Below are 18,159 nucleotides of genomic sequence, written 5' to 3'. Positions count from 1 at the left end.
CATTCAGCGATCAGTGCGAAACCGCTGTATTTACGGGCGATCATGCAATGCCTGACATTCATGCATCTGGTGATGGTGTGATGGAAACGACAACGTGCATCGGCTTCCCTGCGCAGCTGAACGCCGATGGCCGCGTGCTGGTACTCGGCTCGATGCCGGGCATTGCATCGCTGCAGGCCGCGCGGTACTACGCCCATCCGCGCAACCGTTTCTGGCCGTTGATGGGCGTGCTGTGCGGGATCGACGCGACGCTTCCTTATCCGGAACGCGTGCGTGCATTGAACGCGGCCGGTGTGGGCGTGTGGGATGTGATCGGGCAGTGCCAGCGGCGCGGCAGCCTGGATGCGTCGATCGTGCGCGGCAGTGAAGTGCCCAATGCGCTGGGTGCAGTGATCGAGCGATTGCCTGCGCTGCGCGCGATCGCCTGCAATGGCGGCACCGCGTACCGGGCGTTCCAGCGTTTCATCCTGCCGGGGCTGGTCGGCGCGGCGCGCGAGGTCCCGGTCTGGTCGCTGCCCTCTACCAGTCCGGCCAACGCGGCCTGGCCGTTGCCCCGGCTGGTGGAGGCGTGGCAGCCGCTGGCCGAGGCCATACGGCGCTGAGGCGGGGACAGCAGCGGACAATACGGTACCGACTGGAAAATTCCGCTTTGCACTGTGCCAAGCCGAATCCGGCCAAAGCAGATGCCTGCAACAGGCTGTCCCGGGACAGGGGTGCTGAAAATTCGCCAAGCTGGTTGGCGCTGGCGCGCGAAGCCCCCACAATAGGCGATTCCCTACACCAGATTGCCGGAGTTTTCCCCATGGCCGAAATCAAGGAAGCACTTGTCCCCGATATCGGTGACTACAGCGATATCCCGGTAATCGAGGTGCTGGTCGCCGTTGGAGATACCGTCAAGAAAGACCAGGGTCTGGTGACGCTGGAATCGGACAAGGCCACGATGGAAGTGCCGTCCTCGGTGGCCGGTATCATCAAGGAAATCAAGGTCAAGATCGGCGACAACCTCTCCGAGGGCAAGCTCGTGGCCCTGATCGAAGTCAGCGACGAGGCCGCCGCGCCGGCCGCTGCCGCTGCTGCTCCGGCCCCGGCCGCCAAGACCGAAGCGGCCGAGACCGCGACCAAGGTCGAGCCCGTCGCGACCCCGGCCGAGCCGGACAAGCTGGCCGCCCGTGATATCGAACAGTCCGCCGCCAAGCCGACCCAGCCGGCCCCGGCCGCCGCTGCCCCGTCGGGTGGCTCGCCGACCAGCCCGCCGACCAGCCCGCCGGTCGCCTTCAACGCCGACAGCGTGCTGCCGCAGAAGGTGCCCTACGCTTCGCCGGCCGTGCGCGTGTTCGCCCGCGAGCTGGGCGTGGACCTGAACCAGTTGAGCGGTACTGAAAAGGGTGGCCGGATCACCAAGTCCGACGTGCAGAAGTTCGTCAAGTCGGCCCTGGCCGGCGGCGGCGCTGCCACCGGCGGCACCGTGGCGGCCGGTGGCGGCCTGAACCTGCTGGCCTGGCCGAAGGTCGACTTCAGCAAGTTCGGTGAGGTCGAAGTCCAGCCGCTGTCGCGCATCAAGAAGATCTCCGGCGCGAACCTGGCCCGCAACTGGGCGATGATTCCGCATGTCACCCAGTTCGAACAGGCTGACATCACCGAGCTGGAAGCACTGCGCGTGGCCCTGAACAAGGAAAACGAGAAGGCCGGCATCAAGCTGACCATGCTCGCCTTCCTGGTCAAGGCCAGCGCCGCGGCGCTGAAGAAGTTCCCGGAGTTCAACGCCTCGCTGGATGCCAGCGGCGAGAACCTGACCCTGAAGAAGTACTTCAACATCGGCTTCGCGGCCGATACGCCGAGCGGCCTGGTCGTGCCGGTGATCCGCGATGTCGACAAGAAGGGGGTGGTGCAGATCGCGCAGGAATCCGGCGAACTGGCCAAGAAGGCCCGCGACGGCAAGCTCGGCCCGGCCGACATGAGCGGTGGCTGCTTCTCGATCAGCTCGCTGGGCGGCATCGGTGGCACCGCGTTCACCCCGATCGTCAATGCACCGGAAGTGGCCATCCTGGGCGTGTCCAAGTCGTCGATCCAGCCGGTCTGGAACGGCAAGGAATTCGCTCCGAAGCTGATGCTGCCGCTGTCGCTGAGCTATGACCACCGCGTCATCGACGGCGCGCTGGCTGCCCGCTTCACCACCTACCTCTCGCAGGTGCTGGCCGACATGCGGCGCGTCCTGCTGTGAAGCAGGGCCTGGTCCTGGCCGGGCTGCTGATGGCGCTGCCGATGGCACAGGCGGGCGCGCGCGAATGCGCGTCCGACCTGGGCCATGGCTGGCCCCCGGCGGTCGGCAACTATGGCCAGGCAGTGGAAACCCTGTTCGGCGGCAAGGCGCAGCCGGCGTTGTCGCTGGTCAGCCTGCCCAGCAGTGGCGTGGAAACCGGCGTAGCGTTGCTGCCCGGTCCCCAGGGCCAGGCATGGACGCTGCGCTACAGCCGGGCCGACAAGCGCGTCTACAGCTGGAACAGCGGCGCCCGCCAGGGCGGCGTGGAACTGCGGGTGGACCAGCAGCCGGACCAGTACCAGGTCAGCATCCCGGCGCCGTTGGCGCAGCGGTTGCTGCACAGCTGGCAGGCCGCGTTGGCCGCGCAGGTGCCGGCCGAGCGCAAGGCGCCGGTGCTGGACGGTGACGTGCTGTCCTTCACCGTGGCCGGCCAGCGTTACAGCGGCACCCGGCCGGAGTGCGGTGCGGGCCGGCTGATGATGAAACAGGTGGCGCTGCTGATCCAAGCCAGCGACACCAAGGAAAAGAAGCTCGACCGTCGCTGGAAAGATCTGGACGAGTCGCTCGACGAACTGCAGCAACTGCTCGGCGGCAAGGCCGTCTGAGCACCAGGAGAACACGAATGGCCGCAATTGAAATCAAGGTTCCCGACATCGGCGATTACAGCGGTGTCCCGGTGATCGAACTGCTGGTCGCCGTGGGTGACACGGTGAAGAAGGACCAGGGTCTGGTCACGCTGGAATCGGACAAGGCAACGCTGGAAGTGCCGTCCTCGGCCGCCGGTGTGGTCAAGGAAATCAAGGTCAAGCTCGGCGACAACCTCTCCGAAGGCGACGTCGTGCTGCTGCTGGAAGCCGAAGGCGAGGCCGCCGTGCCTGCCGCGCCGGCCAAGGCCGAAGCGCCGAAGGCCGAGGCCGCTCCGGCCAGCAAGCCGCCGGTGACCCCGTCGCACCGCGCCCCGGTCGAACCGGCCGCGCCGCAGCCGGCGCTGTCCTCGGGCAAGCCGGCCGATATCGACTGCAAGATGGTGGTGCTGGGCGCAGGCCCGGGCGGTTATACCGCCGCCTTCCGTTCGGCCGATCTGGGCGTGGATACCGTGCTGATCGAGCGTTACGCCAGCCTCGGTGGCGTTTGCCTCAACGTGGGCTGCATCCCGTCCAAGGCGCTGCTGCATGCCGCCGCGGTGATCGATGAAGTCGCCCATGCCGGTGATTTCGGCGTCGAGTTCGGCAAGCCGACCATCACCCTGGACAAGCTGCGCGGCTACAAGGAAAAAGTGGTCACCCAGCTGACCAAGGGCCTGGCCGGCATGGCCAAGCAGCGCAAGGTGCGCACCGTACAGGGCGTAGCCAAGTTCGTCTCGGCCAACGAGCTGGAAATCGTCGGCGACGACGGCAAGACCCAGCTGCTGCGCTTCGAGCAGTGCATCATCGCCGCCGGTTCGCAGGCGGTGAAGCTGCCGAACTTCCCGTGGGACGACAAGCGCGTCATGGACTCCACCGATGCGCTGGAGCTGGCCGAAGTGCCGGGCAAGCTGCTGGTGGTCGGTGGCGGCATCATCGGCCTGGAAATGGCGACGGTGTATGCGGCGCTGGGCAGCAAGGTGACCGTGGTCGAGTTCATGGACCAGCTGATGCCGGGCGCCGACAAGGACCTGGTCAAGCCGCTGGCCGACCGCCTGAAGAAGCAGGGCGTCGAGGTCCACCTGAAGACCAAGGCGACCGACGTCAAGGCTGACAAGGCCGGCATCACCGTGTCCTTCGAAGCCGCCGTGGAAGGCGAAAAGCCGGGTCTGGAAGCAACCACCTTCGACCGCGTGCTGGTTGCCGTGGGCCGCTCGCCGAACGGCAAGAAGATCGATGCCGAGAAGGCCGGCGTGCAGGTCACCGACCGTGGCTTCATCCCGGCTGACCGCCAGATGCGCACCAACGTGCCGCACATCTTTGCGATCGGCGACATCGTCGGCAACCCGATGCTGGCCCACAAGGCCACGCACGAGGGCAAGCTGGCCGCGGAAGTGGCTGCCGGCGAGAAGAAGGAGTGGGTGGCGCGCGTGATTCCGTCGGTGGCCTACACCAACCCCGAAATCGCGTGGGTCGGCGTGACCGAAACCGAAGCCAAGGCCAAGGGCCTGAAGGTCGGCGTGGCCAAGTTCCCGTGGGCCGCCAGCGGCCGCGCGATCGGTATCGGCCGCACCGAGGGCTTCACCAAGCTGATCTTCGACGAAGAGACCCACCGCATCATCGGTGGCGCGATCGTCGGCGTGCATGCCGGTGATCTGCTGGCCGAGATCGGCCTGGCGATCGAGATGGGCGCCGAGGCTGAGGACATCGGCCACACCATCCACGCGCATCCGACGCTGAGCGAATCGGTGGCGATGGCCGCGGAAATCTACGACGGCACGATCACCGATCTGTACATGCCGAAGAAGAAGTAATCGGCGGTCACCATCATTGATGGTGACTCCGGTTCAACGAAAAACCCCGGCGAAAGCCGGGGTTTTTTGTTGCCCTGCCGCGGGCCGTGGCCGCGGGACATTCGCACGACAGGGTATCCGTGCCCGCCACTCGACTACCGCGCCGTTGTCGCACCAGAACAAAGCAAAAAAAAACGCGGCCCCCGGGTGTCCCGGAGGCCGCGCTTGGAGAGCGGTGTTGCGAAGGGCTTAGAAGACGAAGCTGACGCCTGCCACCGGACCCTTGAACTCCTGCTTCAGACCGATCGTGCCATCGCTGCCGGTCTGGTCCACGTCCAGCTTGAACCAGTCGTAGCCGGCGAACACGCCGAAGTTCTTGGTGAAGCGGTAATCCACGATCGCATTGGCACGGCTCAGATCGCCGTCGTAATCGTCGAAGTTGCCCCACTTGGTGTTCAGGTACTGGCCCTGGAAGGTGATCATCCACTTCTCGGACGGGGTGAAGCTCAGGCGCGCACCGACCACCGGCGCGACACCGTCGGCCTTCTCGTCCAGGAACTCGCCCTGGTACAGATCACCGACGTCCGCGTAAGCCTTGGTGCTGACCTTGGCGTATTCGGCACCCAACTGCAGGCCGAGGTCGAACTTGTCGGTGTCCACCACCGAGTAGTCGTACACCAGGCTGGCGACCTGGTACTTCAGCTCACCCTTGATGAAGCTGCCGGCCGGCACGTTGGTATCGCCGAAGCTCACGCCCTGATCCAGGGTCTCGCGGCGATCCTTGTCGTACTTGAAGTAGTTGAACAGCAGGCGCTGGCGGTTGCTGATACGGAACATGCCGTCCACGCGCGGCTCCCATTCCTTGCCACCGAGGCCGAAATCTTCGGAGAAGCCCACATCCTGGCCAGCGATGTTGGTATTGCCACGGATCGTGTTGTCCGAATCGATCTGCATCGCACCCAGACGCAGGGCGAAGCGGTCATCGCCTTCGGCAGCGTGGGACGGAGCGGCATAGGAAAGTGCGGCCAGAGCGACTGGCACGGCAAGCAGGGAGAGCATCGGGCGCATCGGGGGTCCTTGCGGTGGTTCTGGTGATGTGCCGTCACATTGCCCACTGCGACGTCCACCATTCGTGAAGGTATGGTGGACGCTGTGTGTACCGTTCATGCGTGCCGGGGCGCCGCAGGTCCGCTCGCTGGCCGTTTCAGGGTGCAGACCCCGTTCACGACCAGCCGCCCCGTCTGCGGCGGTTCGCCCGGTCGCCGCGGCGCCAGGAAAAAGAGGGTGGCCCCGGAGAGGGCTTCGGGGCCACCCTGTACTGGCCTGCGCGCGGGACGCCGACGAGGATTCAACGGCAGGCTGATGGATCTGACCGGGTGGTGCGACCAAAGTTCAATCTGCTGCACTGCCGCATCGGGCGTCCCTTTGCGCAGTGGGATTGGCCCGGTGGTGGAACAGGTTCTTAAAAGCCCCCAACGGCGGGCTTACATCCGGGATGAACAGGCAGCGGTTGTCTCTCAAATTGTCCCATTGCTATAATTTGGCGGCTCGACGAGGCGGTTGCTTGCGGCCTCGGCCTTTCCTACTCACAACCATGCAGGACATTCACGTGCTGAACTCCGTTGACGCGGGTCGGCGACTGATGCTGCGCGCAGCGGTTTACCCGCTGGCTGCAGTGGCTGTCCTGGCTCTTGCCCTGCTGCTGTGGGGAGGCCCGAAGGCCGCTCTGGGGGCGCTGCTCTCCGGTGTGGCGGTTTCTGCTGCCGGCTGGGTCGCCGCGCGGATGGCGCTGGGCGGCGGGGTTCAGGCGGCAGGCTCGGCGATGACCCGCCTGATCCTGGCGGTGGTGGCAAAGTGGGTGCTCGTATTCGGCGTCCTGATGGTGGGGTTCCTGGTCTTCAAGCTGCCTGCACTGGCGCTGCTGGCCGGTATCGCCGTCGGATTGATGTTCCAGGTCCTGGCTCTGGCCAGGCGCTGATCCAATTTATTTAACTCAAGGTTCCGGACACATGGCAGGCGAGGCGCTGACACCCACCTCCTACATCCAACATCACCTGCACAACCTGACGTTCCATATGCAGGAAGGTGGTTTCTGGGCAATTCACGTCGACACCATCGTGACTTCGGTCCTGATGGGGTTGTTGATGGTGTTTGGCTTCTGGATGGCAACCCGCAAGGCGACGGCCGGCGTCCCGGGCAAGTGGCAGGCGTTCGTCGAGATCTGCCTGGAGTTCGTTGACCGCCAGGCCAAGGACACCTACCACGGCACCAGCAAGCTGGTGACCCCGATCGCGATCACCCTGTTCTTCTGGATCCTCATGATGAATCTCATCAAGATGATCCCGGCCGACTTCATCGCCAAGCCGCTCGAGCTGCTCGGCGTGCCGTACTGGAAGCCGGTTCCCACCGCCGACGTCAATGCCACCCTGGGCATGTCGATCAGCGTGTTCTTCCTGATGCTGTTCTTCGCGCTGCGCTCCAAGGGCCTGGGTGGTTTCACCAAGGAATTCCTGACGGCGCCGTTCGGCAAGTGGATGCTCCCGTTCAACCTGATCCTCAACATCGTCGAGTGGCTGAGCAAGCCGATTTCGCTGGCGATGCGACTGTTCGGCAACATGTTCGGCGGTGAGATCGTCTTCCTGCTGATCTGGGTGCTGGGCGGTGCGGGTATCGCCGGCGCCATCGCAGGCGGTGCATTCGGCCTGGGCTGGATGCTGTTCCACCTGCTGGTGATTCCGCTGCAGGCGTTCATCTTCATGATGTTGTCCATCGTGTACCTGAGCCTGTCGGAAGACGCTCACTGAGTTTCGCTTCACCCTTCATCCGTTTGTTTCTAAACCCTTAGCTATTCAAAGTTCCAGGAGAAAACCATGTACTTCGCCGTCCTGACCAACCTCGCCCAAGTCCAGAGCTCCACCGTCCTCGCCGTCGGCATCATGATCGGCCTGGCCGCGCTGGGTGCAGGTCTCGGTCTGGCCATCATGTCCGGTAAGTTCCTGGAATCGGCCGCGCGCCAGCCGGAACTGATTCCGGTGCTGCAGGTCCGAATGTTCATCACCGCCGGCCTGATCGATGCCGCGTTCATCATCTCGGTCGCCGTTGGCCTGCTGCTGGCCTTCGCCAACCCGACCATCGGCGAGTTCGTTGCACGTCTGCCGGCCGTTGCAGGCTGATCCAGCGAAAGTGAAACGATCAGGCGCCTTGTGCGCCTGATCGCGGATGAAGGACGGCTGCGCCGCTTCGGGCGGCGCAACCACCCCATCACCCCAGATTGAGCGAACCCCATGGATATCGGTTTTACCCTCGTTGCCCAGGCACTGGCGTTTGCCGGACTGATCTGGATCATCGCGACCAAGATCTGGCCGCCGTTGATGAACGCGATCGAAGAGCGTCAGCAGAAGATCGCTGAAGGCCTTGCCGCTGCCGACCGCAGCCAGAAAGATCTGGCCCAGGCCCAGGAAAAAGTCAACGATGCACTGAAGGATGCGCGCACCAAGGCCAACGAGATCATCGATCAGGCCCATGCACGCGCCAACCAGATCGTTGATGCCGCCAAGAATGAAGCCATCGTCGAAGCCAACCGCCAGAAAGATCTGGCCTACGCCGAGATCGACGCTGCCGCCAACCGTGCCCGTGAAGATCTGCGCAAGCAGGTGTCCGCGCTGGCCGTAAGCGGTGCCGAAAAGCTGCTCAAGCGCGAAATCGACGCCAACGCCCACAAGGCGCTGCTCGACGAGCTGGCCTCGGAGATCTGATCGATGAGCCAGGCCCTCACGCTTGCACGCCCGTATGCCCGCGCCGCGTTCGCGACCGCGCGCGACGAAGGCACGTTCGCGCCGTGGTCGGACGCGCTTGCGTTCTCCGCCCACGTAGCTGCCGACCCGCGCGTGGCGGCCTTGCTGTCGAACCCGGAACTGGATCGCGGCGATGCCGTCGCGATGCTGGTGCCGGAATCGTCCAGCGAGACCTTCGGTCGCTTCCTGGCCATCCTGGCCGATGCGCACCGTCTGCCGCTGCTGCCGGAAATCGCCGGCATGTACGACCAGCTGCGCGCTGAAGCCGAACACGTGGTCAAGGCCACCGTGACCTCGGCCACCGAATTGTCCGGCGCCGAACTGGACGCCATCAAGGCCGCGCTGCGCAAGCGCTTCGGCGCCGAGGTGGACGTGACGACCGCAGTGGATGCGTCGTTGATCGGCGGTGCCGTGATCGACGCCGGCGATGTGGTCATCGATGGCTCGCTCAAGGGCAAGCTGTCGCGCCTGCAGACCGCGCTCGCTAACTGAATTCATTTAACGTCCGGCGTGATCGCCGGCACTAGGACTTGACGATGGCAACCACGCTCAACCCCTCCGAAATCAGCGAACTGATCAAGAACCGCATCGAGAAGGTCAAGCTGGCCGCGGAATCGCGCAACGAAGGCACCGTGACCAGCGTGTCCGACGGCATCGTGCGCATCTTCGGTCTGGCCGACGTGATGCAGGGCGAAATGATCGAACTGCCGAACAACACCTTCGCCCTGGCCCTGAACCTGGAGCGCGACTCGGTCGGCGCCGTGGTCCTGGGTGATTACCAGAACCTGCGCGAAGGCGACGTTGCCAAGACCACCGGTCGCATCCTGGAAGTGCCGGTCGGTCCGGAAATGCTGGGCCGCGTCGTGAACGCGCTCGGCGAGCCGATCGACGGCAAGGGCCCGATCGCGGCCAAGGCCACCGCGCCGGTGGAGCGCGTTGCTCCGGGCGTGATCTGGCGCAAGTCGGTCGACCAGCCGGTGCAGACCGGTTACAAGTCCGTCGACTCGATGATTCCGATCGGCCGCGGCCAGCGTGAGCTGGTCATCGGTGACCGTCAGACCGGCAAGACCGCCCTGGCCATCGATGCGGTGATCAACCAGAAAGAAACCGGCATCAAGTGCGTGTACGTCGCGATCGGCCAGAAGGCCTCGACCGTCGCCAACATCGTGCGCAAGCTGGAAGAGAATGGCGCCCTGGCGCACACCGTGGTGGTCGCTGCGACCGCGTCCGAATCGGCCGCGATGCAGTACATCAGCGCCTACTCGGGCTGCACCATGGGTGAGTACTTCATGGACCGCGGCGAAGACGCGCTGATCGTGTACGACGATCTGTCCAAGCAGGCCGTCGCCTACCGCCAGATCTCGCTGCTGCTGAAGCGTCCGCCGGGCCGTGAAGCCTACCCGGGTGACGTGTTCTACCTGCACTCCCGCCTGCTCGAGCGCGCTGCCCGCGTGTCCGAAGAGTATGTGGAAAAGTTCACCAACGGTGCCGTCAAGGGCAAGACCGGCTCGCTCACCGCGCTGCCGATCATCGAAACCCAGGCCGGTGACGTCTCGGCCTTCGTGCCGACCAACGTGATCTCGATCACCGACGGCCAGATCTTCCTGGAAACCGATCTGTTCAACTCGGGCATCCGCCCGGCCGTGAACGCCGGTATCTCGGTGTCGCGCGTCGGTGGTGCGGCCCAGACCAAGATCATCAAGAAGCTCTCCGGCGGCATTCGTATCTCGCTGGCCCAGTACCGTGAACTGGCTGCGTTCGCGCAGTTCGCCTCGGATCTGGACGAAGCCACCCGCAAGCAGCTCGAGCGCGGTCAGCGCGTCACCGAACTGATGAAGCAGAAGCAGTACGCGCCGATGTCCATCGCCAACCAGGCGCTGTCGATCTACGCCGTCAACGAGGGTTACCTCGACGACGTGCCGGTCAACAAGCTGCTGGCGCTGGAAGAAGGTCTGCATGCCCACTTCGCCAACACCCAGGGCGAGCTGATCAACAAGATCAACGCGACCGGCGGGTGGGACAACGACATCGAAGCTGCTTTCAAGAAGGGCATCACCGAGTTCAAGACCACCGGCAGCTGGTAATACCGGTCCTGTAGAGCGGAGCGTTGCTCCGCCGGGCTGAAAGCAGCGGAGCAACGCTCCGCTCTACGTCAAACGCGGGGCCTATGCCCCGCGCCACGGGAATAAGAGATGGCAAGCGGACGCGAAATCAAAACCAAGATCAAGAGCGTGCAGAACACCCGCAAGGTGACGCGTGCGCTCGAAATGGTCTCGGCCTCCAAAATCCGCAAGGCGCAGGAGCGGATGAAGACGTCGCGTCCGTATGCGCAGGCGATGAAGCAGGTGATCGGTCACCTGGCCCAGGCCAGCACCGACTACCAGCATCCGTTCCTGGTCCAGCGTGACGAGGTCAAGCGCGTCGGTTACATCGTGGTCTCGTCCGACCGCGGTCTGGCCGGCGGCCTGAACAACAACCTGTTCCGCAAGATGCTGGGCGAAGTGCGCCAGTGGCAGGACAAGGGCGCCGAGATCGATGTGGTCACCGTCGGCCAGAAGGCCTCGACCTTCTTCCGCCGCGTCAAGGTCAACATGGTCGGCACCGTCACCCACATGGGCGATGTGCCGCACCTGGAACAGCTGATCGGCGTGATCAAGGTGATGCTGGATGCATTCACCGACGGCAAGGTCGACCGCGTGTACCTGGTCTACAACCGCTTCATCAACACGATGACGCAGAAGGCCAGCTTCGATCAGCTGCTGCCGTTGCCGGCCGCTGAGAAGCAGGTCGCGCATCACGACTGGGACTACCTGTACGAACCCGACGCTGCGACCGTGCTCGAGCACGTGATGACGCGGTACGTCGAGTCGCTGGTGTACCAAGCGGTACTGGAAAACGTCGCGTCCGAGCATGCAGCCCGCATGGTCGCGATGAAGTCGGCCAGCGACAACGCGAACAAGCTGATCGGAACCCTGCAGCTGGTCTACAACAAGGCCCGCCAGGCAGCGATCACCCAGGAAATCTCCGAAATCGTCGGCGGCGCGGCAGCAGTCTGACGCGCACAGTCAAAGCACACATTAGAGGATTGCAGCAATGAGTCAGGGCAAGATCGTTCAGATCATCGGCGCCGTCGTCGACGTCGAATTCCCCCGCGAGTCGGTGCCGAAGGTGTACCACGCGCTGAAGGTGGACAACACCGAAATCACGCTGGAAGTGCAGCAGCAGCTGGGCGACGGCGTGGTCCGTTGCATCGCGCTGGGCTCCACCGACGGCCTGAAGCGCAACCTGGTTGCCACCAACACCGAACGCGCCATCTCGGTGCCGGTCGGCGCGGGGACGCTGGGCCGCATCATGGACGTGCTGGGTCGCCCGATCGACGAAGCCGGTCCGGTGGCTGCCAGTGATACGTGGGAAATCCATCGTTCGGCCCCGTCGTACGAAGACCAGTCCCCGGCCACCGAGCTGCTGGAAACCGGCATCAAGGTCATCGACCTGATGTGCCCGTTCGCCAAGGGCGGCAAGGTCGGCCTGTTCGGCGGCGCCGGCGTCGGCAAGACCGTCAACATGATGGAACTGATCAACAACATCGCCAAGGCGCACAGCGGTCTGTCCGTGTTCGCCGGCGTGGGTGAGCGTACCCGTGAGGGCAACGACTTCTACCACGAGATGAAGGACTCCAACGTCCTGGACAAGGTCGCGATGGTGTACGGCCAGATGAACGAGCCGCCGGGCAACCGTCTGCGCGTCGCCCTGACCGGCCTGACCATGGCCGAGTACTTCCGCGATGAGAAGGACGAAAACGGCAAGGGCAAGGACGTGCTGCTGTTCGTCGACAACATCTACCGCTACACCCTGGCCGGTACCGAAGTGTCGGCACTGCTGGGCCGTATGCCGTCGGCCGTGGGTTACCAGCCGACCCTGGCCGAGGAAATGGGCGTCCTGCAGGAGCGCATCACCTCGACCAAGAATGGCTCGATCACCTCGATCCAGGCCGTCTACGTGCCCGCCGATGACTTGACCGATCCGTCGCCGGCCACCACGTTCGCCCACTTGGATTCGACCGTGACCCTGTCGCGTTCGATCGCCTCGCTGGGTATCTACCCGGCCGTGGATCCGCTCGATTCGACCAGCCGCCAGATGGACCCGCTGGTGATCGGCCACGAGCATTACGACACCGCCCAGCGCGTCCAGCAGACCTTGCAGAAGTACAAGGAACTGAAGGACATCATCGCCATTCTGGGCATGGACGAACTGTCCGAAGAAGACAAGCAGGCCGTGACCCGCGCCCGCAAGATCGAGCGCTTCTTCAGCCAGCCGTTCCACGTGGCCGAAGTGTTCACCGGCTCGCCGGGCAAGTACGTGTCGCTGAAGGACACCATCCGTGGCTTCAAGGCCATCGTCGATGGCGAATACGACCACCTGCCGGAACAGGCGTTCTACATGGTCGGCAGCATCGAAGAAGCGGTCGAGAAGGCCAAGAAGATGGCTGAAAAGGCCTGATGCGGCGGGGACGGGCGAGATGCCCGTCCCGACCCGTCACACGGGGTGGGCGCACGCCCACCGCTGAGGACATCCTGCGGTGGGCGCGAGCCCGCCCTAAAGCGAGAAGAGTTTCATGAGCACCATCCGTTGCGACATCGTCAGCGCCGAGCAGGAAATCTTCCGTGGTGAGGCGACCCTGGTCGTGGCCACCGGTGAGCTGGGTGAGCTGGGCATCGCGCCCAAGCACGCCCCGCTGATCACCCGCCTGAAGCCGGGCAAGGTGGTGGTGACCACGCCGAGCGGCGAGCAGATCGACTTCGCCATCTCCGGCGGCATTCTCGAAGTGCAGCCGCAGGTCGTGACCGTGCTGGCCGACACCGCGATCCGTGCCCAAGACATCGACGAAGCCTCGGTCCGCAAGGCCAAGGAAGAAGCCGAGCGCATCCTGGCCAACCGTGGTGAAGCAATGGAAGTGGCCGAAGCGCAGCAGCGCCTGGCGGAAGTGTCCGCCCAGCTGCAGGCGCTGGAGCGCCTGCGCAAGAACCTCAAGCACTAAGCGGCGCGGCGCGACGGCGCCATCCGCGAAGGGGAGAACGCCGGCTTGCCGGCGTTTTTTTTTGCCTGCCTCAAACGCAGGGCGGCCGCCTCAGCGGAAGATCAGCGTCCGCATCAGCAGGAACGACACCGCCGCCAGGCCGCCTTCGACCAGCGGTTTGGCCAGCCACGCGTAGCGCAGCCCCAGGTGCTCGGCCGCCAGTGTCACCAGCAGCGTACTGATGGCCGTCAGCACGGCCCACAGCAGCAGGAAGCGCGCGAACCGCGACCAGCCGAGCCGGTGTTCGCCGTCGCGGGCGAAGGTATAGCGGCCATTGAGCCAGAAGCCGAGCAGCATGCCACTCACGCGCCCCAACAGATTGCCGGGTGCCGCAGGCATTCCCAGCGCGGTGGCAGCCACGAACACCGCCCAGTCCAGCGCAAGCTGGACCAGACCGATGACCAGGTAACTGCTGCCTTGGCGGAGGAGGCTCACGTGCAATCCGGTTGCGGACAATCCCACATGTTAACGAGCGTCGCACTAGAATTCCCATCAACGATTCCCGGAACGTGATCTACCCATGACCCAGCCCCTGCACGTGATCATCCTGGCCGCCGGCGCCGGCAAGCGCATGAAGTCGGCCCTGCCGAAAGTGCTGCAGCCGATCGCCGGGCGCCCGATGCTCGCCCACGTCATCGACACCGCACGCCAGCTGCAGCCCGAAGCGATCCACGTCGTTTACGGCCATGGCGGTGAAGCGGTGCGGCAGGCATTCGCCGACCAGCCTGACCTGCGCTGGGCCGAGCAGCGCGAGCAGCTGGGCACCGGGCATGCCGTGCTGCAGGCCATGCCGGAAGTGCCGGATGCAGCAACCGTGCTGGTGTTGTACGGCGACGTGCCGTTGATCCGCGGCGAGACGCTGCGCCACCTGTTGTCGCAGCCGGGCCGCCTGGCCGTGCTGGTGGCCGAGGTTGCCGACCCGACCGGCTATGGCCGGATCGTGCGCAACGCCGAGGGCAAGGTCGGTGCGATCGTGGAGCAGAAGGATGCCAGCGACGAACAGCGCAGCATCCGCACCATCAACACGGGCATCATCACCGCCGAATCGACCGCGCTGCGTCGTTGGCTGTCCCAGCTCTCCAATGCGAACGCGCAGGGCGAGTACTACCTGACCGACATCTTTGCCGCGGCGGCCAGCGATTACACCCCGGCCGAGATGGCCTTCGTGCAGGATCCGCAGGATGCCGAGGGGGCCAACGACCCGTGGCAGCTGGCCCAGCTCGAACGCGCCTGGCAGCTGCGTGAAGTGCGTGCGCTGTGCGCACAGGGCGCGCGCGTGCTGGATCCGGCGCGGCTGGACATCCGTGGCACGGTGACCGTGGGCAGTGACGTGCAGATCGACGTCAACGTGATCCTGGAAGGTCGCGTGGTGCTGGGCGACGGCGTCAGCATCGGCGCCTTCACCCGGCTCAAGGATGTCAGCCTGGCCGCGGGCACCGTGGTCAAGCCGCACTGCGATCTGGACGGCGTGATCAGCGAAGGCGCGGCGGAGATCGGTCCGTTCGCCCGGCTGCGCCCGGGTACCGTCCTCGCGGAGGGCTCGCACGTCGGCAACTTCGTGGAGACCAAGAAGGTCGTGCTCGGCGCGGGCAGCAAGGCCAACCACCTCACCTACCTGGGGGATGCGGTGATCGGCAGCAAGGTCAACATCGGCGCGGGCACCATCACCTGCAACTACGACGGCGTCAACAAATCGCAGACCACCATCGGCGACCGTGCCTTCATCGGGTCCAACAGCTCGCTGGTCGCGCCGGTGGTGATCGGGGAGGGCGCCACGGTGGCGGCCGGCTCGGTGATCACCCGCGGCGCCCCGGCGGACAAGCTCACTGTCGCACGCGCACGTCAGGAAACCATCGACGGCTGGAAGCGCCCGACCAGAAAATGAGGGCGGCTGCTGGCCGGCCTCAGCGGGCGTCGGCTGGCAGGAACACCGCCACGCACAGGCCACCCTCGCGGCGGTTCTGCAGAGAAATGCGGCCGCCGTGCGCTTCGACGATCTCGCGGGTGAGTGCGAGGCCCAACCCGGTGCCGTTGCGCTTGGTCGAATAGAACGGCATCAACGCGTTCTGCAGCACCGCTTCATTCATGCCCTTGCCGCGATCCAGCACCTCCAGCCGCAGCCATTGCGGCAGGCGGGTCAGGCGGACCTCCACATCGTCATTGGGTGGCTCGGCTTCACCGCAGGCTTCGTGTGCATTCTTGAGCAGGTTCAGCAGCGCCTGCCCGAGCTGGGCGATGTCCACCCGGCTCTGCACGTCGTCGGGAACCTCGGCCATGCGGAAGGGTATCTGGTGCTGCAACCCTCCCAAAAACTGGTTCCACTGCACGGTCTGCAACTGCGGCTGCGGCAGCTTGGCGAACCGGGCATAGCCGCGGATGAAGCCTTCCAGATGACGCGCGCGCTCTTCGATGGTGGTGAACACTTCTTCCAGCCGCTCGGTCTTGCCGCGACGGACCAGCTCGCCACCGGAATGCGCCAGCGAGGCGATCGGCGCCAGCGAGTTGTTCAACTCGTGGCTGATCACCCGGATCACCTTCTTCCAGGTCTGCACTTCCTGGCGGCGCAGTTCGGCGGTCAGCAGGCGGATCAACAGCAGATCGTGCGGGCGGCCGTTGAGATGGAAGTTGCGGCGTGACAGATGGTAGATCTGCTCGTCGTCTTCATCGCGCTCATCGTCGCTGTCCTGGCCCTCACCACGCACCGCGAACAGGCTGTCGCCACCACGGGCGATGGCGTCGCGCAGCTCGATCGGCATCGCCTCCATGACATCGTGCATGCGCTGCCCTTCCAGCTTCCAGCCGCTGTGCAGCAGTTTGCGCGCGGCCAGGTTGGAAAACACCACGCGCTGCACGCCGTCGCCACCGTGGGTGAGCAGGAGCATCGACACCGGGGTGTTCTGCACCATGGTGTCCAGCAGCAGCTCGCGCTGGACCAGATCCTGGCGCTGCGCACGCAGCACATCGCCGAGTTCGCGGTGGGCCTGGACCAGATCGCCCAGCTCATCATTGGAGGGCCAATAGATGCCGAAGTTGTATTCGCCATCGCGGTAGCTGCTGGTAGTGCCGGACAGGGCGCGCAGCAATGAGCGGATCGGTGCGGTCGCGCGGCGCAGGCTCCACCACATCAAGGCCAGCAGGACCACGATGGAGATCGTGGTGACCGCCCAGCCATGGTCCAGCCAGTACGCCAGGTACCACGGGAACGCAGCCGCCAAGGCCAGCACCGGCAGCAGGCGCAGGAACAGCCGGAAGGTGAATGAGCGCCGCTTCATTCGCGTGGAATGCCGTAGCGGTCCATGCGCCGGTACAGCGCCTGGCGGCTGAGCCCGAGTTCGGCCGCCGTCTGGGCAATGATGCCGTGGTTGTGCGCCAGCGCTGCCTCGATCCGGCTGCGGTCCGGGTCCACCGCCGGGCTGGCCGCGCGTGGTGCGGGCGCACGGGGCAGGTTGAGATCACCGGCTTCGATGCGTGGGCCGGTCGCGAACAGTTGGGCGCGCTGCAGCACGTTGCGCAGTTCGCGTACGTTGCCCGGCCAGGGGTGCCGCTGCAGGGCGGTGGCGGCGGCGGTGGACAGCGGCTTGCCACTGTCTAGGAAGCGCTCGGCCAGCGGCAGGATGTCGCCGGGCCGATCGGCCAGCGATGGCAACGCCAGTTCCACGGTATTGAGACGGTAGTACAGATCCTCGCGGAACTGTCCGTCGCGGATCATCGCCGGCAGGTCGGCGTTGGTCGCGCTGATCACGCGCACCTTCACCTGCCGCTCGCGGTTGGAGCCCAGCCGTTCGAAGCGGCCGGTCTCGAGCACACGCAGCAGTTTCATCTGTCCACTGGCAGAGAGATTGCCGATCTCATCCAGGAACAAGGTGCCGCCGTCAGCCGCCTCGAACTTGCCTTCGCGCGCCTTGTTGGCGCCGGTGTAGGCGCCGGCCTCGGCGCCGAACAGCTCGGCCTCGATCAGCTCGGAAGGGATGGCACCGCAGTTGAGTGCGACGAACGGCCCCTTGGCGACCAATGAGTTGGCCTGGATGATCTCGGCGATTTTCTCCTTGCCCGCCCCGTTGGGACCGGTGATCAGCACCGGCAGGGCTGAGCGCGCGACCTGGCAGGCCAGGCTGACCACGCGCTCGCTGGCCGGATCTGCCACCACTGCGCCGCGCAGATCGTAGCGGGCCTCCAGCGCCGAGCGATCCCGTTGCTCGCGGTCGCGGCGGCGATCGAGTTCGCGGCGGGTTTCAGACAGTTCCAGCAGGTTGTTGACCGTGATCAGCAGCTTGCGGTCGTCCCATGGCTTGGCCAGGTAATCTGCCGCGCCGGCCTTGACCAGATCGACCGCACTGCTCAAGTGGGTCCAGGCGGTCAACAGGATCACCGGCAGGTCCGGATGACGCGCCCGGATCTGCTGGAAGAGGGCTTCGCCCTCCTCGCCGGAGGTGGTGTCCTCGGTGAAGTTCATGTCCTGGATGACCAGGTCCACCGGGTGTTGTTCCAGGATCGCCAGCCCTTGGTCGGGCGACAGCGCATGCAACGCCTCGATGTCGTGCAGCGAGAACAGCACGTCGAGGGCGGTGCCGACGCTGGCGTTGTCGTCAATGATCAGGATCGAGGGCATGCG

At 65.1% G+C, this 18,159-nt stretch carries 18 protein-coding genes; 14 read left to right on the top strand and 4 right to left on the bottom strand.

What is annotated here, in order from left to right:
- Positions 1-80: 80 nt before the first annotated feature.
- The 4 genes from ACTT2I_RS15475 to lpdA all read left to right on the top strand — a co-directional run bounded on the left by ACTT2I_RS15475 (position 81) and on the right by lpdA (position 4,697).
- Positions 81-602, top strand: a complete 522-nt coding sequence (locus tag ACTT2I_RS15475; RefSeq protein ID WP_088433757.1) for a DNA-deoxyinosine glycosylase — start codon at positions 81-83, stop codon at positions 600-602.
- A 200-nt stretch (positions 603-802) separates the two neighbouring features.
- Entirely contained in the window at positions 803-2,221 is a 1,419-nt protein-coding gene (locus ACTT2I_RS15470) for a dihydrolipoyllysine-residue acetyltransferase (protein WP_421098936.1), read from the top strand.
- The gene (locus tag ACTT2I_RS15465; RefSeq protein WP_421098937.1) at positions 2,218-2,865 is read left to right on the top strand and encodes a hypothetical protein; all 648 of its coding nucleotides are present in this window, start codon (positions 2,218-2,220) and stop codon (positions 2,863-2,865) included. The genes ACTT2I_RS15470 and ACTT2I_RS15465 overlap by 4 nt, the downstream gene beginning before the upstream one ends.
- A gap of 17 nt (positions 2,866-2,882) precedes the next feature.
- A complete protein-coding gene (gene lpdA / locus ACTT2I_RS15460; RefSeq protein WP_421098938.1) occupies positions 2,883-4,697 on the top strand; it encodes a dihydrolipoyl dehydrogenase in 1,815 nt (604 codons plus the stop codon).
- 228 nt (positions 4,698-4,925) lie between these two features.
- Here lpdA and ACTT2I_RS15455 read toward each other — a convergent pair whose 3' ends face one another.
- Positions 4,926-5,744, bottom strand: a complete 819-nt coding sequence (locus tag ACTT2I_RS15455) for a hypothetical protein (protein WP_019183629.1) — start codon at positions 5,742-5,744, stop codon at positions 4,926-4,928.
- 541 nt (positions 5,745-6,285) lie between these two features.
- Between ACTT2I_RS15455 and ACTT2I_RS15450 the strand changes: the two genes are divergently transcribed.
- From ACTT2I_RS15450 to ACTT2I_RS15410, 9 genes are all read left to right on the top strand, one after another.
- On the top strand, positions 6,286-6,654 hold the full coding sequence (locus ACTT2I_RS15450) for a hypothetical protein (RefSeq protein ID WP_172407534.1): 369 nt from the start codon (positions 6,286-6,288) through the stop codon (positions 6,652-6,654).
- A gap of 31 nt (positions 6,655-6,685) precedes the next feature.
- Positions 6,686-7,480 carry a F0F1 ATP synthase subunit A gene (atpB, locus tag ACTT2I_RS15445; RefSeq protein ID WP_088433761.1) on the top strand — a complete coding sequence of 265 codons (795 nt, stop codon included), beginning with the start codon at positions 6,686-6,688 and terminating at the stop codon, positions 7,478-7,480.
- Between the two features lie 66 nt (positions 7,481-7,546).
- The gene (gene atpE, locus ACTT2I_RS15440; protein WP_088433762.1) at positions 7,547-7,849 is read left to right on the top strand and encodes a F0F1 ATP synthase subunit C; all 303 of its coding nucleotides are present in this window, start codon (positions 7,547-7,549) and stop codon (positions 7,847-7,849) included.
- A 111-nt stretch (positions 7,850-7,960) separates the two neighbouring features.
- A complete protein-coding gene (locus tag ACTT2I_RS15435; RefSeq protein WP_088433763.1) occupies positions 7,961-8,431 on the top strand; it encodes a F0F1 ATP synthase subunit B in 471 nt (156 codons plus the stop codon).
- Positions 8,432-8,434: 3 nt separating this feature from the next.
- Positions 8,435-8,962 carry a F0F1 ATP synthase subunit delta gene (locus ACTT2I_RS15430; RefSeq protein WP_088433764.1) on the top strand — a complete coding sequence of 176 codons (528 nt, stop codon included), beginning with the start codon at positions 8,435-8,437 and terminating at the stop codon, positions 8,960-8,962.
- Between the two features lie 44 nt (positions 8,963-9,006).
- A complete protein-coding gene (gene atpA, locus ACTT2I_RS15425; RefSeq protein WP_088433869.1) occupies positions 9,007-10,554 on the top strand; it encodes a F0F1 ATP synthase subunit alpha in 1,548 nt (515 codons plus the stop codon).
- 108 nt (positions 10,555-10,662) lie between these two features.
- Entirely contained in the window at positions 10,663-11,526 is an 864-nt protein-coding gene (gene atpG / locus ACTT2I_RS15420; protein ID WP_088433765.1) for a F0F1 ATP synthase subunit gamma, read from the top strand.
- Between the two features lie 37 nt (positions 11,527-11,563).
- A complete protein-coding gene (atpD, locus tag ACTT2I_RS15415; protein ID WP_088433766.1) occupies positions 11,564-12,970 on the top strand; it encodes a F0F1 ATP synthase subunit beta in 1,407 nt (468 codons plus the stop codon).
- Positions 12,971-13,085: 115 nt separating this feature from the next.
- A complete protein-coding gene (locus tag ACTT2I_RS15410; protein WP_019183637.1) occupies positions 13,086-13,508 on the top strand; it encodes a F0F1 ATP synthase subunit epsilon in 423 nt (140 codons plus the stop codon).
- A gap of 90 nt (positions 13,509-13,598) precedes the next feature.
- On the opposite strand, the gene ACTT2I_RS15405 is transcribed toward ACTT2I_RS15410, so the two are convergent.
- Positions 13,599-13,982, bottom strand: coding sequence for a GtrA family protein (locus tag ACTT2I_RS15405; protein WP_088433767.1), 384 nt, complete (start codon positions 13,980-13,982; stop codon positions 13,599-13,601).
- 85 nt (positions 13,983-14,067) lie between these two features.
- On the opposite strand from ACTT2I_RS15405, the gene glmU reads away from it, so the two are divergent.
- Complete coding sequence (glmU, locus tag ACTT2I_RS15400; protein ID WP_088433768.1) at positions 14,068-15,432, top strand: bifunctional UDP-N-acetylglucosamine diphosphorylase/glucosamine-1-phosphate N-acetyltransferase GlmU; 1,365 nt, start codon at positions 14,068-14,070, stop codon at positions 15,430-15,432.
- A gap of 19 nt (positions 15,433-15,451) precedes the next feature.
- Here glmU and ACTT2I_RS15395 read toward each other — a convergent pair whose 3' ends face one another.
- Positions 15,452-16,819 (bottom strand): sensor histidine kinase, encoded by a 1,368-nt coding sequence (locus tag ACTT2I_RS15395; RefSeq protein WP_421098939.1) that lies wholly within the window; start codon positions 16,817-16,819, stop codon positions 15,452-15,454.
- Entirely contained in the window at positions 16,816-18,156 is a 1,341-nt protein-coding gene (locus ACTT2I_RS15390) for a sigma-54-dependent transcriptional regulator (protein ID WP_421098940.1), read from the bottom strand. The genes ACTT2I_RS15395 and ACTT2I_RS15390 overlap by 4 nt, the downstream gene beginning before the upstream one ends.
- Positions 18,157-18,159 lie beyond the last annotated feature (3 nt).

The sequence above is a fragment of the Stenotrophomonas sp. PUT21 genome, from assembly GCF_052232875.1.
In the GTDB taxonomy this organism is placed as follows: Bacteria; Pseudomonadota; Gammaproteobacteria; order Xanthomonadales; family Xanthomonadaceae; genus Stenotrophomonas; species Stenotrophomonas maltophilia_N.
Note: the sequence above shows the minus strand (reverse complement) of the source record. Positions and strands in the feature narration are given on the sequence as shown.

What these genes read in the sequence shown, in the direction of transcription:
- ACTT2I_RS15470 (WP_421098936.1), top strand. Translation starts at nt 803, where the DNA reads ATGGCCGAAATCAAGGAAGCACTTGTCCCCGATATCGGTGACTACAGC.
- atpE (WP_088433762.1), top strand. Translation starts at nt 7,547, where the DNA reads ATGTACTTCGCCGTCCTGACCAACCTCGCCCAAGTCCAGAGCTCCACC.
- glmU (WP_088433768.1), top strand. Translation starts at nt 14,068, where the DNA reads ATGACCCAGCCCCTGCACGTGATCATCCTGGCCGCCGGCGCCGGCAAG.
- atpD (WP_088433766.1), top strand. Translation starts at nt 11,564, where the DNA reads ATGAGTCAGGGCAAGATCGTTCAGATCATCGGCGCCGTCGTCGACGTC.
- ACTT2I_RS15430 (WP_088433764.1), top strand. Translation starts at nt 8,435, where the DNA reads ATGAGCCAGGCCCTCACGCTTGCACGCCCGTATGCCCGCGCCGCGTTC.
- ACTT2I_RS15455 (WP_019183629.1), bottom strand. Translation starts at nt 5,744, where the DNA reads ATGCGCCCGATGCTCTCCCTGCTTGCCGTGCCAGTCGCTCTGGCCGCA.
- lpdA (WP_421098938.1), top strand. Translation starts at nt 2,883, where the DNA reads ATGGCCGCAATTGAAATCAAGGTTCCCGACATCGGCGATTACAGCGGT.
- ACTT2I_RS15395 (WP_421098939.1), bottom strand. Translation starts at nt 16,819, where the DNA reads ATGAAGCGGCGCTCATTCACCTTCCGGCTGTTCCTGCGCCTGCTGCCG.
- atpG (WP_088433765.1), top strand. Translation starts at nt 10,663, where the DNA reads ATGGCAAGCGGACGCGAAATCAAAACCAAGATCAAGAGCGTGCAGAAC.
- ACTT2I_RS15475 (WP_088433757.1), top strand. Translation starts at nt 81, where the DNA reads ATGGAAACGACAACGTGCATCGGCTTCCCTGCGCAGCTGAACGCCGAT.
- ACTT2I_RS15410 (WP_019183637.1), top strand. Translation starts at nt 13,086, where the DNA reads ATGAGCACCATCCGTTGCGACATCGTCAGCGCCGAGCAGGAAATCTTC.
- atpB (WP_088433761.1), top strand. Translation starts at nt 6,686, where the DNA reads ATGGCAGGCGAGGCGCTGACACCCACCTCCTACATCCAACATCACCTG.
- ACTT2I_RS15435 (WP_088433763.1), top strand. Translation starts at nt 7,961, where the DNA reads ATGGATATCGGTTTTACCCTCGTTGCCCAGGCACTGGCGTTTGCCGGA.
- ACTT2I_RS15390 (WP_421098940.1), bottom strand. Translation starts at nt 18,156, where the DNA reads ATGCCCTCGATCCTGATCATTGACGACAACGCCAGCGTCGGCACCGCC.
- atpA (WP_088433869.1), top strand. Translation starts at nt 9,007, where the DNA reads ATGGCAACCACGCTCAACCCCTCCGAAATCAGCGAACTGATCAAGAAC.